The sequence below is a fragment of the Kitasatospora hibisci genome, assembly GCF_043950205.1.
In the GTDB taxonomy this organism is placed as follows: Bacteria; Actinomycetota; Actinomycetes; order Streptomycetales; family Streptomycetaceae; genus Kitasatospora; species Kitasatospora hibisci.
On record NZ_CP171642.1, the window covers coordinates 7,133,346 to 7,147,140 of the forward strand.

Here is a 13,795-nt window from a genome sequence, read left to right on the forward strand (position 1 = left end):
TGTCGTGGACGCGGTGGTCGCCAACGATCCGATCACCGGGCAGGGCGCGAACGGCGCCGCCAAGGCCGCCGCGGTCCACCTGGAGTCGATCCTGGCGCACGGGGACCGGCCGTTCGACCGGGACTTCCAGCAGGCCGTGGCCGACCGCGTCCGGGAGGGCGCCCGGCCCGTGGTGCAGTGGACCAGTGCGATGCTCGAACCGGCGCCGGAGCACCTCCTCGGCCTCCTCGTCGCCGCGGCCGAACTCCCCTCCGCGGCCGACCGGTTCGCCAACGGATTCGACGCCGCGGCCGACTTCGGGCAGTGGTTCCCGGACCCCGAAGGAGCCGCCGACCACCTCGCTTCGCTCGCCCCGCGGGGTTGAGCGGCGAGGCCGAGCCGTCGGGCTGAACGGCACGGCCCCGGGGCCGTGCGGCCGGTGACGCTCCGCAGCGCGGGCAGCGCGGTGCGTGGCTCCGCCGGCGAACCGCTCCGGCCGGGACCGGACGGATTGTGCGGTAACGGGCAGGTCACTCCGGTTGTGGCGGGTACCGGAACGCGAGCATCCTTGTCGTCATGACTTCGGCCCCCGCACAGCGCACGCACGGTTTCGACACGGCGGAGGAGGCGTCCGCCGGGTACGCCCACCCCTGGGCCCTGGTGGACGTCGAGACCTCGGGGCTGAGAGCCGGTCAGCACCGGGTGCTCTCGATCGCGGTGATCACCGTCGACGCCGACGGCCGGCAGACCGGGGAGTTCTCCACCCTGCTCGACCCGGGCGTCGACCCCGGGCCGGTGCACGTCCACGGTCTGACGGCCGAACGGCTGCGCGGCGCCCCGGCGTTCGAACGGGTGGCCGGTCGGATCGCGGAGCTGCTGGACGGCCGGGTGATGGTCGCGCACAACGCCCAGTTCGACTACGACTTCCTCAGCCACGAGTTCGCGCTCGCCCGTTCCTGGCTGCCGGTCTCACAGCGGCTCTGCACGCTGGCGCTGAACCGGCGGATCGACACCCCCACCGAGGACCTGCGGCTCGGCACGCTCGCCGCGCACTACGGCGTCGTGCAGCGGCGCGCGCACGACGCGCTGGACGACACCCGGGTGCTGTCCGGGGTGCTGCGCGGCTCGCTGGCCGAGGCGCGGCGCCTCGGAGTGCCGCTGCCGCTGGTCGCCTGCCCGCCCCGGCGCACCTCGGAGTTCCGTCCGCGGATCCCCAAGACGCCGTGCGCGTACCGGAACCCGGGCCGGCCGGCGCCGGGCGGGCCGCTGGTGCAGGGCATGAAGGTGGCCGTCACGGGCGAGACGGCGACGGCGCGGGAGGAACTGGTCGCGCGGTCGGTGGCCGCCGGGCTGAACGTGATGGGCTCGGTGAGCCGGCACACCAGCGTGCTGGTGACGAACGCGGACGGGTCGGGCCAGCCCTCGGCGAAGGCCCGGAGGGCGGCCGCGGAGGGCGTGCCGGTGCTCGACGAGGCGGCGTTCCTCGCGCTGCTCGCCGACGTGCGACCGGGCGAGCGACACGAGGCGGTCGGCGCCCCGGTCCTGGCGGCCGTTCCCGTGCCGGCCGTCGAGGTCGCGCTCACCGCGGTCGCGGAGGCCGTGCCGCCGGCCGTGCCGCCGGCCCCGGCGACCGCAGGCCCTGACGCACCGGGTGTCCCCGACGCACCCACCGCCCCCGACGCGCCTTCCGCCCCGGTGGCGGTGCGCCCGGCGGCCCGGCGCGGTGCCGTGCGGGAGCGCCGGGCGCTCACCGGGCGGCGCGTCCTGGTCCTGGGCGGCCGGCACGTCGAGGCGGTGGCGGCCCGCACGGCGGTCGTCGGGCTGGGCGGTGCCGCGGCGGTCAACCTCTCGGCCAACGTCACCGACGTGCTCACGCTCACCGGCGCCGCCGGCGACCGGCGGATGAGGCGGATCGAGTGGCTGGGCCTGCCCGTGCACGACGACGGGTGGCTGCGCACCCTGGAGCAGGCGCCCACCGCGGCGGCCGACGAGCGCCCCGCGGACCCCGCGACCCCGGTGCTCCCGCGCGGCGGCGTGATCGACCTGCCGATCGCCACCGACGGTGCACGCTGGAGCGTCCACGCGTCCTGGGGCCAGCAGATCACCTGCGAGGTCGACGTGGTGGCCTTCAGCCTCGACGAGGACGAACAGGTCTCCTGCGACGAGGACTTCGTCTTCTACGGCGCCCCCGAGAGCCCTGACGGCACCGTCCGGCTCGCCTTCGACGGACCGCAGGAGCAGGCGGTGGCCGTCGACCTCGGCCCGCTCGGCGGCGCGGTCCGGAAGATCGTCGTCGCCGCCGCGATCGACGGCTCGGCCACCTTCGGCGACGTCGGAGCGGTGGAGATCACGCTCGCCGCCGGCGACGGGGCCCGCCCGATCGTCCAGGCCACGCTGGACGCCGCCACCACCGAGCGGACCCTGCTGCTCGGCGAGGTCTACCGCCGTGGCGGCTCCTGGCGCTTCCGTGCGGTGGGCCAGGGCTTCGACCACGGCCTCGACGCGCTGGCCCGCGGATACGGGGTGGACATCGAGGAGTGAGAGGCAGTAGTGGTACGGGGACGGACGGCGCCACGGGGGCGCCGCCACGGAGCACGGGGAGACGCACCACCATGACGGCCACCGAACGGATCGCGCCGCCGCTCACCGGCGGCGAGCGCGAGATGCTGCGCGGCTTCCTGGACTACCACCGGGCCACCCTGGCCGTGAAGTGCGACGGGCTGACCGACGAGGAGCTCCGGCTGCAGTCCAGCCCGCCGTCCACGCTCTCCCTGCTCGGCCTGGTGCGGCACATGGCCGAAGTGGAGCGGACCTGGTTCCGTCGGGTGATCAACAAGGAGGACGTCCCCCTCGTCTGGTCCCCCGAGGGTGACTTCCAGGCCGCCTACGACGCCCGCGAGGCCGATCGGGCGGAGGCGTTCGCCGCCTGGGAGGCCGAGGTCGAGCACGCCCGCCGGATCGAACGGGAGGCGGAGTCGCTCGACGTCACGGGCTACATGCCGAGGTGGGAGTCGGAGGTCTCGCTGCGCCTGGTGATGCTGCACCTCATCCACGAGTACGCCCGCCACAACGGCCACGCCGACTTCCTCCGCGAATCGATCGACGGCGAGGTGGGTGCTTAGGTCCTGTCCGGTCGGACAGGACCTCAAGTCAGCGTGCGAACTTCTCGACGGCCTCCGGGGTGACGGGGGTGAAGAAGTTGACGAGGTTGCCGTCCGGGTCGCGGAGCAACAGCGACCGGTTTCCCCAGGGCATCGTGGTGGGCTCGGTGACGAAGTCGGTGACGAAGCCGGCCAGGTTCCGGTGAACGAGGTCCACGTCGTCGACGAGGAACTCGGTGATCACGCTGTGGTTGTCCGCCGGGCGGGCAGAGCCCGGCGCGAACAGCGGGACGGTGCGGGTACCGGCGATCGCGAGGGTTGCGCCCGCGGTCTTGAGTTCGGCGAAGTCCTCGGTGGCCCGTACCGCCTGGATCCCGGTTGCCCGCTCGTAGAACTCGACGAGGCGTGCCACGTCGCCGGTGATGATGCGGATCGAGACGAAGTCCATGGGAATCTCCTTGGCTGTGCTGGAGGCGTGCACGTCGCAGACTAGGAGGAATAGAGGACGGAATCGGTCCTGTATGCGCGTTAGGCTGCGAACATGTCACGACCCACCGGCCGCGTGCTGACACTCCTGGAGCTGCTGCAGTCGGGCGGCACCCGGACCGTGGCCGAGCTCGCCGACCGTCTCGGCGTCGAAGGGCGCACCGTGCGGCGGTACGTGGACCAGCTGATCGACCTGGACGTGCCCGTCGAGTCGGTGCGCGGCCGCTACGGTGGGTACCGGCTGGCCCCCGGGTACCGTCTGCCTCCGCTCATGCTCAGCGACGACGAGGCGCTGGCCGTGCTGCTCGGCCTGGTCGCCGGCCGCCGGGCAGGGCTGACGACGACGGAGCGCACGGCCAACGAGACGGCGTCGGCGAAGATCCGGCGGGTGCTGCCCAAGCACATCGCCCGCCGGCTCGACACCCTCCTGGAAGTCCTCGCCTTCACGGATCAGCCCGGCGAGTTGGACCACCCGGACGCCGGGCTCCTGCTCACCGTCGCCGATGCGGTGCGCCATCGCCGACCGGTCTCGATCCGCTACACCGACCGCGACGGGCGGCGCAGCGAACGCACCCTGCACCCGTACGGGATCGTCGCCCATGCGGGCCGGTGGTACGTGACGGGCCAGGACGCCCAGGCCGGCGAGGAGCGGACCTTCCGGCTCGATCGCGTCGAAGCCGCGAGGGCCCTGCCCGGCTCGTTCGACACGCCCGTGGGTCCCGCTCCGGCGGAGCGCGTGTTGTCGGGATTCGCCACGGCCCGGTACCGGCACGAGGTGACCCTGCGGATCCACGGGACGGTCGAGCAGATCCGCGCGCACCTCCCCGCCGCCGTCGCGAGCCTGGAGGAGCCCGAGCCCGAGCCCGAGCCCGGGGCCGGGGCCGAGCCCGGGGCCGGCCAGGACCCGGCGGCCGAGCACTGGCTGCGCGTCGAGCTGCGGGTGCAGCGGCTCGACTGGTTGCCCCGGGTGCTCGCCTCGCTCGACCGGCCGTTCGTCATCGAGCGCCCCGATGAACTGCGAGGTCTCGTCGTCGCGCTCGCCGATCGCCTCACGTCCCACGCCCGCCGTGCCTGACAGCGAGGGCCGGTCACCGGGCGTCTCCTCTGGCACGGGCCGCGGCGAGTCCGCCCTCCCCGCTCCACGGCGGCTCGGCGCCGCTCGGTTCGGCCGCGGCGCGCCGACGCCCCCGACCTGCCGGGTGGGCGCGCGACCGCCGGGGCGCCGTGCCGGGCAGCGACCGGGGGCGCCTCGCGGCAGGCTGCGGGGCGGATGCCGCCCGCCGGCCCTCGCCGCCTGCCGGCCGTCACCAGCCGAGCAGGAACGCCCCCCGGGCCAGGCCGGTCAGCACGGTGGCGGCGGTCGAGGCCGGGTCGGCCGCTCCGGCGCCCCCGTCGGCAGCAGCGGCACCGTCGGCAGCGGCGGGGGCGCCCACCGCGTGGCGTTCCAGCGCCCCCAGGTCGGCGGGCGCGCCCGGTGCGCGCAGGACCACGTAGTGCAGGGCCGCGCCGGTCGCCCGGCTCTCGCGACGGAAGGCGTCCAGGGCCGACGGCGCGACCGCCGCCTCGACGACCACCTGGTAGCCGCCCGTCGCGAAGGCGAAGGCGGCCTGGGCCGCGGCCGCGAGGGCCGTCGTGTTCTGTCGCCGGGCCTCCGGCAGGTGTGTCGGCACGAAGCCCTGCCGCACCGCCCGCTGGAAGTCGTCCGCCCGCAGGTGGACGCTCGGGTGCAGCGCGTCCGCCAGCAGGGGCGCGACCGTGCCGCTCCCGGCCCCGGCCGGGTCGGAGAGGAGGATGACGCCGCCGGCGCCCCTCCCGCCACCGATCTCCGGCCCACCTACGGTCGTACGGTTCACGGCTGCTGATCCCTTCGCGGGCCGGGGACGGACGGGGCGCCGGGGCGGGGCCGGCCGGCGTCTGGGGACGGCCGGACCCGGGTACGGACAGCCGAGCGCCTCGTCCCGACGAGTGACTGCTGTCGGAGATCAACCTAGTCCACGGTGGTACTCCGAGTCGTCCCCCCACCCGTTCCCGGCTCCTGCCCCCGCGGGTCGCCCTGGTGGCGGCCTGGTGGCGGCCTTCGGGGCGGCCGGGCGGCCACCTGCGGCGGACGCCCCTTCACGGTTCGTCCCCGGGCCCCTCAAGCCGCCCCGCCTCCTGCCCGTCCCCCGGTCCGGCCGCCGCGGACCGCTGCGCGGTGCGCAGCACGATCGGGTTGGTCAGCGCCGCCATCGGGCCCCACGGGAGGTCCGGCCCCATCGCGTTGCCCCGGCCCGGCGAGCCGTCCGCCCTCGGGTGCCGGACCTCGGCCCGGACGAAGGCGGCCAGCGAGGCCGTCGTGCGCCAGACCACCGTGCCCGTGCCGTCGGCGGGCAGCGACTCCTGGTGCAGTTGGCCCTCGTCGGTCAGGAACCGGACCGTCCCGCCGGGCACGCCGGAGACCGCGAGCCGGACGTCCACCGGTGCGTCGGCCGGGACGGTCAGCCGCTCGCCGATGCCCGCCTGCCGGCCGCGGCCGGTGGCGGTGAACTCCAGCTGAACGCCCGCCGATTCGGCCAGCCAGCTGCGTCCGGCGCGGAGGCCGTCGAGGATCCCGTCCCGGGTGAGGTCCTCGGCGAGGACCACGGTGTGCGGGGAGCCGATCACCTGCGGGGCGCTGTGCGCGTCGCTGTTGCCGACGGCCGGCAGCCAGGAGCGCCCCTCCCGCAGGGCGACGGCGAGCCGGGCGTCCCAGGTGTCCACCGCCGACTCGTCGTCGTACGTCCACGGACCGTTCCACACCTCGACCGCGTCGGCGTCCGCGTAGCCGAACTTCCACTGGCAGGCCACGTACGGGCAGTACGGGTGAGCGGGCACCACCAGGCCGCCCTCCCGGCGGACCTGCCGGGCGAAGCGCGGGATCGCCTCGTCGCGGGCGCGGTAGCGCCAGTCGACGATCCGGCCCGCCTGCAGGCCCAGGGCGAGCCAGTGGCCGTTCCGGGTGGTGACCTCCTCGCCCAGCAGGATCAGCAGGTCCGGGCCGGCCAGCGGACCCCAGACGGCGTGCGAGGAGGTGGTGTTGTGGTCGGTCGAGACGATGAAGTCCAGTCCGGCCGCCCGGGCGCCGGCCGCCACCTCGGCGGGCAGCCGGCGGCCGTCGGAGTGCACGGTGTGGAGGTGGCAGTCGCCCCGGTACCAGGCGCGCCCGCGCCCGCGGGCCCGCTCCGGCGGGTAGGACGGCGTGAACTCCGGCCCCGGCGCGCCGAATCGGAGGACGATCTCGACGTGGTAGTCCAGGCCCTGCGGCACGACCTGGTAGGGGCCGAGGACGACGTGCCAGGTGCCCGGTCGGATCGGCCCCGGCAGGTAGCCGGGGGTCGCCCGGTCGCGGGCCACCGCGAACTCGGTGCGGAACCCGCCGGACCAACCGCGGAACCCGCGCCCGCCGAGGTCGGTGCCGCGCTCGTCGAAGAGGCCGATGTCGCAGGAGTTGCCCGGGGTGCCGGCCGGGACGGGCGGCTTGTCGTAGCCGTAGGAGACGGTGATCTCCCCGACGCCGTCGGGGACTTCGAACGGCAGGTAGACGAAGTCGGGTGAACCGGCGGGGAGATGGCCGGTGAGGGTGAGCCGCCGCTCGGGTTCGGGCGCAGGCGCGGGTGCGTCCTGGGCGGCGGCGGTGCCGGTGGGCGTCAGACCGAGCGCGGCGGCGGTACCGGTCGCCAGGCCGGTGCGGAGCAGGTCGCGGCGGGCCGGCAGCGGTGACGGTCCGGGCCGCGGGTCCGGCGGCGGTTCCGGCCGGTGGTCCGAGTTCGGGTCCGGTAGCGCGTGGGCGGGGTCGTTCATCGGGTCCTCCGGTCCAGGGCGGCGGACGCCGGCGGGGGGCGGACTCCCGGCCGGCTCGCGGCCTCCCTACCCGCTGCGGTGAACCCGGGGTGAGCCGGGCCCCACCGGGGCGGGGCGGGTCGGTGAAGGTGCCCGGGCGACCGTGATCGGCGCCCGGGGGAGTGGACGCCCGGTGGCCGGGGACGCCGCACCCACCGGCCGAAGCCCACGGGAGGCGGCCCACCGGAGGCGGCTCAAAGGACGCGGGTGAAGGCGCGACGGTAGGAGCGCGGCGGCACCCCGCGGCGGCGGACGAACTGCTCGCGCAGGACGGCGGCGCTGCCGTAGCCGACCAGCCGGGCGACCTCCTCGATCGGCAGGTCCGTGGTCTCCAGGAGTTCCTCGGCCCGGCCGAGGCGCAGCCCGAGCAGCCAGGCGTGCGGGGTGGTGCCGGTCGCGGCCGAGAACCGGCGGGCGAAGGTGCGCCGGCTCATCAGGGCGCGCTGGGCGAGCTCGGTGACCGGCAGCGGCCGGTCGAGGTGCTCGCGGGCCCAGGCCAGCACGCCGGCCAGGCGCTCGTCCTCGCAGTCCTCGGGAACGGGCGCGGCCAGGTACTGGGCCTGGCCGCCGTCGCGGTGCGGGGGGAGCACGAGGTCCCGGGCGACGGCGTTGGCCGCCGCGGCCCCGTACTCGCGCCGCAGCAGGTGCAGGCAGAGGTCGAAGCCGGCCGCCGCGCCCGCGCCGGTGACGACCCGGCCCTCGTCGACGTACAGGGCGTCGGGCTCCACGGCGACGTCCGGGTGGCGCTCGGCGAGCAGCCCGGCGAACCGCCAATGGGTGGTGGCCCGGCGCCCCGCGAGCAGTCCGGCGGCGGCGAGCGCGAACGCGCCGACGCAGTGCGCGGCGACGACCGCGCCGCGCTCGTGGGCCGCCGCCAGCGCGTCGAGCACGGCGGCCGGCGGGGGCGTCCGGAAGCCGGCCCACGGCAGGGCGAGGACGAGGTCGGCGGCGGCCAGCCGGTCCAGCCCGTGGTCGACGGTCAGCGGCACGCCGAGATCGGTGGGTACCCGGCCGGGCCGGTCGGTGCAGAGCGCGAAGTCGAAGCGGGGCAGGCCGGGCGCGACGCCGCTGAACACCTCGGCGACCACGCCGACCGCGAGCATCCCGACACCGGGCGGGGCGTAGGCGGCGACGGTCGTGAAGGGCGGCATGGCGGCATTGTGGCACGATTCCCGCGATCGGTGGCAGAAGGGCCACTCGTGGGCCGCGGTCCGGTTCGCGAGGATGATCGGCATGAACGACGCACCGCACGGCCGCAGCGCCGACTGGACGATCCTGACCACGGGTTACACCCTCTCCACCGGACCCGGGGTGGCCGCCACCGTCTCCTTCGTCTCCGACGGGGACCGGCGGGTGATCGTCGACCCGGGTATGGTGGCCGGCCGCGACCGCATCCTCGGCCCGCTCCGGGAGCTGGGCTTCGGCCCGGAGGACATCACGGACGTGGTCCTCAGCCACCACCACCCGGACAACATCATGAACGTCGGGCTCTTCGGCGAGGCGGTCGTCCACGACCACAAGGCCGAGTACCGGCACGACCAGTGGACGAGCCGGGACGCCGAGGGCTACGAGCTGTCCCCGTCCCTGCGGCTGATCCGCACCCCGGGGCACAGCCGCGAGGACATCACCCTGCTGGCCGGCACCGCCACCGGTGTGACGGCCTTCGTCGGCGACCTGTGGTGGCGCCCGGACGGCCCGGAGGAGGACCCGGTGTCGCCGGACCGCGAGCTGCTGCGTGCGTCGCGGCTGCGGGTGCTCAAGGCCGCCGACCTGATCGTGCCCGGCCACGGGCCGGCCTTCCCGGCCGACGAGCGCGCGCCCCGGTAGGGACGTCCGCTCCCGCCTTCCCCTGGTCTGGAGTTGCGGCCGGCGGCCGATCAGGGTTCATAGAAGTGAGGGCGGATGGTCGGACGAGCATGGAGGCGGGCGTGTCGCTGAGTCGGCGAATGCTGCTGCTGGTGGCCGCGGGAGGCGCGCTGGCGGGCTGTCAGGCGGCGGCGCAACGCGGCGCCCGCCCCCTCCCGGCCGGTGAACCGGCGGTCACGCCCTCCCCCGTGCCGTCCCCGATGCCCTCCGACCGGGCGTCCGGGTCACCGACCGCGTCACCGCCCGAACCGGCCGTTCCGGTGGCAGCGGCCTCGCCCGTGGCGCCGGCCGCCCAGGAGGCCGCCCCGGCCGGCCGGTCCGTGGCCGCCCGCTACGCCGGTGTGGAGCCCGCCACATGGGGCCTGGACGTCCCGGGAGTGATCACCGTGCTCCCGGACGGCGTCCGGGCCACCGCCCTCACCTTCGACGCGTGCGGCGGGCCGGGCGGCTCCGGCTACGACGCCGCGCTGATCGAGCTCCTGCGCACCCACGGCGTACCGGCGACCCTCTTCCTCAACGCCCGCTGGATCGACGCCAACCCGGCCGAGTCCGAGCGGCTCGCCGCCGATCCCCTCTTCGAGATCGCCAACCACGGTACCGCCCACCGCCCGCTCTCCGTGACCGGCCGGTCCGCCTACGGCATCGCGGGCACCCGCGACCCGGGCGAGGTCTACGACGAGATCGCCGGCAACACCGCCAAGCTGAGCGCTCTCCTCGGCCGCCCGCCCCGCTTCTTCCGCTCGGGCACCGCCCACTACGACGACGTCGCCACCCGCATCGCCGCCGACCTGCACACCCGTGTGGCCGGGTTCACCGTCAACGCCGACGGCGGAGCGACCTTCACCGCCGCCCAGGTCCGGGCCGAGGTCGCCGCCGCCCCGCGGGGCGCCATCCTCATCGCCCACATGAACCACCCCGCCTCCGGCACCGCCCCAGGCTTCGCCGCCGCCCTCCCACCCCTCCTCGCCGCCGGCCACACCTTCACGCGTCTCTCCGACGCCCTCCGCTGAGTGCGGCACCGTCGCCCGTCGTCGCCCGTCGACGCCCGCCGGTCCGAGGACCCCGGAGCGGCCGCGGACCGGAGCGCGGCAGGCGAGAGCCACCGATCCGGTCGGGCCGTCAGGGAAGGACGGTGATGGCCGTCGCCAGGTGGCCGTCGCGGACGATCCACCGGCCGGTGAACGACTGGAGCGGACGACCGTCGACGACCGGGCCGGGGACCTGGAGCTCGGCGTGGAAGGTGCCGTTCGGGTCGAGGGTGATGTCGGCGCCGTCGAAGTCGAGGAAGACCCCGGTGAGCGGGAACCAGGTCTTGTAGACCGATTCCTTGGCGCTGAAGAGCAGCCGGTCCCACGGGGTCTGCGGGTGCTCGGCGAGCAGCTCGGCGTCGCGCCTCCGCTCGCCGGGCAGGGCGATGGTGTCGAGCACGCCCTCGGGCAGGGCGTCGGCCGGCTCGGCGTCGATGCCGAGCGAGACGACGTCTCCGGCGCGGGCGACGGCCGCGCCGCGGAAGCCCGCGCAGTGGGTCAGGCTGCCGACCACGCCGTCCGGCCAGCTGGGGGCGCCGCGCAGGCCCGGGACCAGCGGGCGGTAGGGGACGCCGAGCCGGCCGAGCGCCAGCCGGGCGCAGTGGCGGACGGTGGTGTACTCCCGGCGGCGGCCGTCGACGGCGCGGGCGACGGCCGGCTCCTCGGCCGGCTCCAGCCGGGCCTCCGGCGGATCGTCGTACGCGACCTCCACCATGACTGCGGCGGGCAGCAGTTCGCCGATCACAGGTTCCCCCCTGTCGATGTGTGTCTCGGTGCACCGAGGCGCGCTCGGTGCGAGTGCGGACCGGCCGAGCCTAACCCGAGCGGCCCCGGCCCCGCCGGGAAGGGCGGGAACCGGGGCGGGGCCGGGCCGCCGGGGCTTGAGCCGGATTCGAGGGCGGCCGGGGAGACTCGGCCGGCCGGGGATCGGCGGTGTGTCGGACGGCGCGGGTGCGGCCGGGATGGGTGGGCGGCGATGAGGTGGTACTGGACGGGCTGGTTCGAGCAGCTGATCCCGGGGCTGAGCGCGCTCGCCTACGGGTGGGGCTACGGGATCTGCCCACCCGCGGGCGGCGCCGACCCGGCCCCGGCCGCCCACCCGCGCGCCCTGCGGCCCGCCCGGCCCCGCGTGCTGCCCCGCGCCCATCCGGAGCGCCCCGCCGGGCACATCCCCCCGACTCCCGCCGAGCGCGAGCTCTGGTCCCAGCTCGCCGACGTGGGTCGGTAGTCCAGGGCATCCGGCCGGGGCGCCCGGATCAAGCCGCGGACGCTCCGGCCGGAAGCCGAGGCCGGTTCACAGGCCGAGGAGGCGGGCGAAGTCGAGGCCGAGGGTGCCGAGGACGGGGAGGGCGCCGAGGTCGGTGATGCCGCCGACGGGGATGCTGTGGCCCTGGTTCACCTCGCGGGGCTGGGCGGCGGCGGGGGTGGCGGCGCCGGTGAGCGCGGCGGCGGCGAGCAGGGTGCTGGTCAGGGCGGTCGTCAGGACGGTGACGGCGGTGCGGAGTGCGGTGCGCACGGGGCCTCCTGGTGGCGCGGATCGGGCGAGCTGACAACGCTCGATCGTGCTCCGCGGTCACGTATCGTCCCGCTTTCGGACGCGTTCGTAAAGCATGTTGCCTTGTGTTCATGACAACACATCAAAGGTCTGGACCTCACTCCGGCGCCCGGCATAGCGTCCCTCACGAGGCGAACCGGACGTGCTCGAACTCCGCTTCACGGAAGGCAACTTGACCTCCCGGGTGGCGCCGTGGTCCGGGCTCCGGTCCGCCCGTGCTCGGTCATGCCGTCCGTCTATCGAACCGGAGGGAACCATGCGAGTCGTCAAGAACCTCAGGATCCTGGCCGGCGCGCCGCTCGCGGCCGCCGCGCTGATCGCCCTGACCGCGGGCTCGGCGAGTGCCGCGATCCCGATCAACAAGCCGATGAGCGGGAAGGCGACGTACTACAACGACGCCGGCTACGGCGCCTGCGGCACCCGGATCAACGCCGCCAACCAGATGCTGGTGGCCGTCCCGCACTCCTGGTGGACCGCCGCCAACCCCAACAACGACCCGCTCTGCAAGGGCATTTCGGTGAAGGTCACGTACCAGGGAAAGACCGTCACGGTGCCCGTGAAGGACAAGTGCCCGTCCTGCGACTCCACCCACATCGACCTGAGTCAGCCCGCCTTCGCCCGGCTCGCCCCGCTCGGCAAGGGCGTGATCACCGGTATCACCTGGCAGTTCGTCAAGACCGGCCTGGCCGGCCGGAGCATTCCGCTGTCCGAGCCGGTCGAGGCCTCGACGATCGGCTGACCCGGCACCCGGGCACCCTGTGACCGCGGGCCCCTCGACCACCGCGGGCACCGGGCCACCCCCGGCCCCCGGAACCGCCGCCCGCCGCCCGTCACCCCCGTCCGGGCGGCGGGCGGCACCCGGCGGCGGTTCACGCCACCGTCGCCCGCAGGCCCTCCCGGTGGTCGGCGTGGGCCGGGGTCCAGCCCAGCTCGCGCTCCGCCTTCGCGCCGGAGACCCGCATGCTGGTGTCCAGCATCATCGTGCCGAGGTAGGGCACCGCCAGCCGCAGCAGTCGGCCCGGGACGCGCAGCGGGCGGCGGTCCCGGGCGGCGGCCGTCGCGGCGGCGAGCTCGCCCCAGGTCGACGGCCGGCCGTCCACGATGTTGTAGGCCTCGCCGCCGCGGCCGCGCTCCAGCGCCGCCACGGTGGCGTCCGCCGCGTCGGCCACGTGCACCCACGGTGTCAGGCCGCCCCCGCTCCGCGGAACCGGCATCGGCATCGGCCGTGTCGCGGGCGCCGGGTCGAACCAGGTGCCGGGCCCGTAGAACACGCCGAACCGCAGTGCGATGCCGTCCAGCCCCTCGGCGGCGAAGACCTGCTCCTCGGCCGACCGGAGGCCGTCGACCACGAGGTCGCCGGGATTGCCGAGCCGGACGCCGAAGAGGTCGGCCTCGGTGAGCACCCGGGCGCCGTGGTCGGCGTAGCCGTAGCCGAAGACCAGTGACTGGGTCACGAACCGGCCGGCCCCGAGCGCGCGGGCGGCGGCCAGCAGGTTCGCCGTGCCCTCGGTGCGCAGCCGGGTGCTGGGCTCGGTCTCGTCGACGGTGCGCCGGGGCTTCTTCAGTGCGGTGAGCTGGTGCACGACGGCGTCGGCGCGCAGCCCGCGGACGGCGGCGAGCAGCCCGGCGCGGTCCATCGCGTCCGCGCGGACCGGCCGGGCGCCGAGACCGGCGACCACGCGCTCGGCCTCCGCGCTGCGGGCGAGTCCGAGCACCTCGTGGCCGGCGGCGAGCAGCAGACGGGTCAGCGGTCGGCCGATCGCACCGGTGGCGCCGGCAAGCAGGACGATCATGGTGTGCACTCCCGGGTCGGAATCCGTGGCTACGCAGGTCGGACGAGACGGCCCGCCGTCCCGTGACACCCGGAGGCTGTGAGCCGCGCCACGTCCTCGGTCCTCCGGGGCCTCCGGCCCGCCCCGCGG

General features: G+C 75.7%; 15 protein-coding genes. 8 read left to right on the top strand and 7 right to left on the bottom strand.

The window, feature by feature from the left end:
* The first annotated feature begins 13 nt into the window (after window positions 1–13).
* The 3 genes from ACF9IK_RS31090 to ACF9IK_RS31100 all read left to right on the top strand — a co-directional run bounded on the left by ACF9IK_RS31090 (window position 14) and on the right by ACF9IK_RS31100 (window position 3,101).
* Window positions 14–364, top strand: a complete 351-nt coding sequence (locus ACF9IK_RS31090) for a hypothetical protein (protein ID WP_395297389.1) — start codon at window positions 14–16, stop codon at window positions 362–364.
* Between the two features lie 191 nt (window positions 365–555).
* Window positions 556–2,520 (top strand): DEDDh family exonuclease, encoded by a 1,965-nt coding sequence (locus ACF9IK_RS31095; protein ID WP_395297390.1) that lies wholly within the window; start codon window positions 556–558, stop codon window positions 2,518–2,520.
* Between the two features lie 71 nt (window positions 2,521–2,591).
* Window positions 2,592–3,101, top strand: a complete 510-nt coding sequence (locus ACF9IK_RS31100) for a DinB family protein (RefSeq protein WP_395297391.1) — start codon at window positions 2,592–2,594, stop codon at window positions 3,099–3,101.
* A 28-nt stretch (window positions 3,102–3,129) separates the two neighbouring features.
* Here the strand turns inward: ACF9IK_RS31100 and ACF9IK_RS31105 are convergent, their stop codons facing one another.
* Complete coding sequence (locus tag ACF9IK_RS31105) at window positions 3,130–3,528, bottom strand: VOC family protein (RefSeq protein ID WP_395297392.1); 399 nt, start codon at window positions 3,526–3,528, stop codon at window positions 3,130–3,132.
* A gap of 93 nt (window positions 3,529–3,621) precedes the next feature.
* Between ACF9IK_RS31105 and ACF9IK_RS31110 the strand changes: the two genes are divergently transcribed.
* Complete coding sequence (locus ACF9IK_RS31110) at window positions 3,622–4,641, top strand: helix-turn-helix transcriptional regulator (protein WP_395297393.1); 1,020 nt, start codon at window positions 3,622–3,624, stop codon at window positions 4,639–4,641.
* A 229-nt stretch (window positions 4,642–4,870) separates the two neighbouring features.
* On the opposite strand, the gene ACF9IK_RS31115 is transcribed toward ACF9IK_RS31110, so the two are convergent.
* The 3 genes from ACF9IK_RS31115 to ACF9IK_RS31125 form a co-directional block, all read right to left on the bottom strand.
* On the bottom strand, window positions 4,871–5,419 hold the full coding sequence (locus ACF9IK_RS31115) for an ATP-binding protein (protein ID WP_395297394.1): 549 nt from the start codon (window positions 5,417–5,419) through the stop codon (window positions 4,871–4,873).
* A gap of 262 nt (window positions 5,420–5,681) precedes the next feature.
* Entirely contained in the window at window positions 5,682–7,385 is a 1,704-nt protein-coding gene (locus tag ACF9IK_RS31120; protein ID WP_395297395.1) for a CehA/McbA family metallohydrolase, read from the bottom strand.
* Between the two features lie 233 nt (window positions 7,386–7,618).
* On the bottom strand, window positions 7,619–8,575 hold the full coding sequence (locus ACF9IK_RS31125) for a GlxA family transcriptional regulator (protein WP_395297396.1): 957 nt from the start codon (window positions 8,573–8,575) through the stop codon (window positions 7,619–7,621).
* Window positions 8,576–8,657: 82 nt separating this feature from the next.
* Between ACF9IK_RS31125 and ACF9IK_RS31130 the strand changes: the two genes are divergently transcribed.
* Both ACF9IK_RS31130 and ACF9IK_RS31135 read left to right on the top strand, forming a co-directional pair.
* Complete coding sequence (locus tag ACF9IK_RS31130) at window positions 8,658–9,251, top strand: MBL fold metallo-hydrolase (RefSeq protein WP_395297397.1); 594 nt, start codon at window positions 8,658–8,660, stop codon at window positions 9,249–9,251.
* Between the two features lie 101 nt (window positions 9,252–9,352).
* Window positions 9,353–10,300 carry a polysaccharide deacetylase family protein gene (locus ACF9IK_RS31135; protein WP_395297398.1) on the top strand — a complete coding sequence of 316 codons (948 nt, stop codon included), beginning with the start codon at window positions 9,353–9,355 and terminating at the stop codon, window positions 10,298–10,300.
* 109 nt (window positions 10,301–10,409) lie between these two features.
* Here the strand turns inward: ACF9IK_RS31135 and ACF9IK_RS31140 are convergent, their stop codons facing one another.
* Window positions 10,410–11,063, bottom strand: a complete 654-nt coding sequence (locus tag ACF9IK_RS31140) for a 4'-phosphopantetheinyl transferase family protein (protein WP_395297399.1) — start codon at window positions 11,061–11,063, stop codon at window positions 10,410–10,412.
* Window positions 11,064–11,294: 231 nt separating this feature from the next.
* On the opposite strand from ACF9IK_RS31140, the gene ACF9IK_RS31145 reads away from it, so the two are divergent.
* A complete protein-coding gene (locus ACF9IK_RS31145) occupies window positions 11,295–11,546 on the top strand; it encodes a hypothetical protein (RefSeq protein WP_395297400.1) in 252 nt (83 codons plus the stop codon).
* 66 nt (window positions 11,547–11,612) lie between these two features.
* Here ACF9IK_RS31145 and ACF9IK_RS31150 read toward each other — a convergent pair whose 3' ends face one another.
* Window positions 11,613–11,834, bottom strand: a complete 222-nt coding sequence (locus ACF9IK_RS31150; protein WP_395297401.1) for a hypothetical protein — start codon at window positions 11,832–11,834, stop codon at window positions 11,613–11,615.
* A gap of 295 nt (window positions 11,835–12,129) precedes the next feature.
* On the opposite strand from ACF9IK_RS31150, the gene ACF9IK_RS31155 reads away from it, so the two are divergent.
* A complete protein-coding gene (locus ACF9IK_RS31155) occupies window positions 12,130–12,612 on the top strand; it encodes a cysteine/serine endopeptidase inhibitor (protein ID WP_395297402.1) in 483 nt (160 codons plus the stop codon).
* Between the two features lie 130 nt (window positions 12,613–12,742).
* Here ACF9IK_RS31155 and ACF9IK_RS31160 read toward each other — a convergent pair whose 3' ends face one another.
* Window positions 12,743–13,666, bottom strand: coding sequence for an NAD-dependent epimerase/dehydratase family protein (locus ACF9IK_RS31160; protein ID WP_395297403.1), 924 nt, complete (start codon window positions 13,664–13,666; stop codon window positions 12,743–12,745).
* Window positions 13,667–13,795 lie beyond the last annotated feature (129 nt).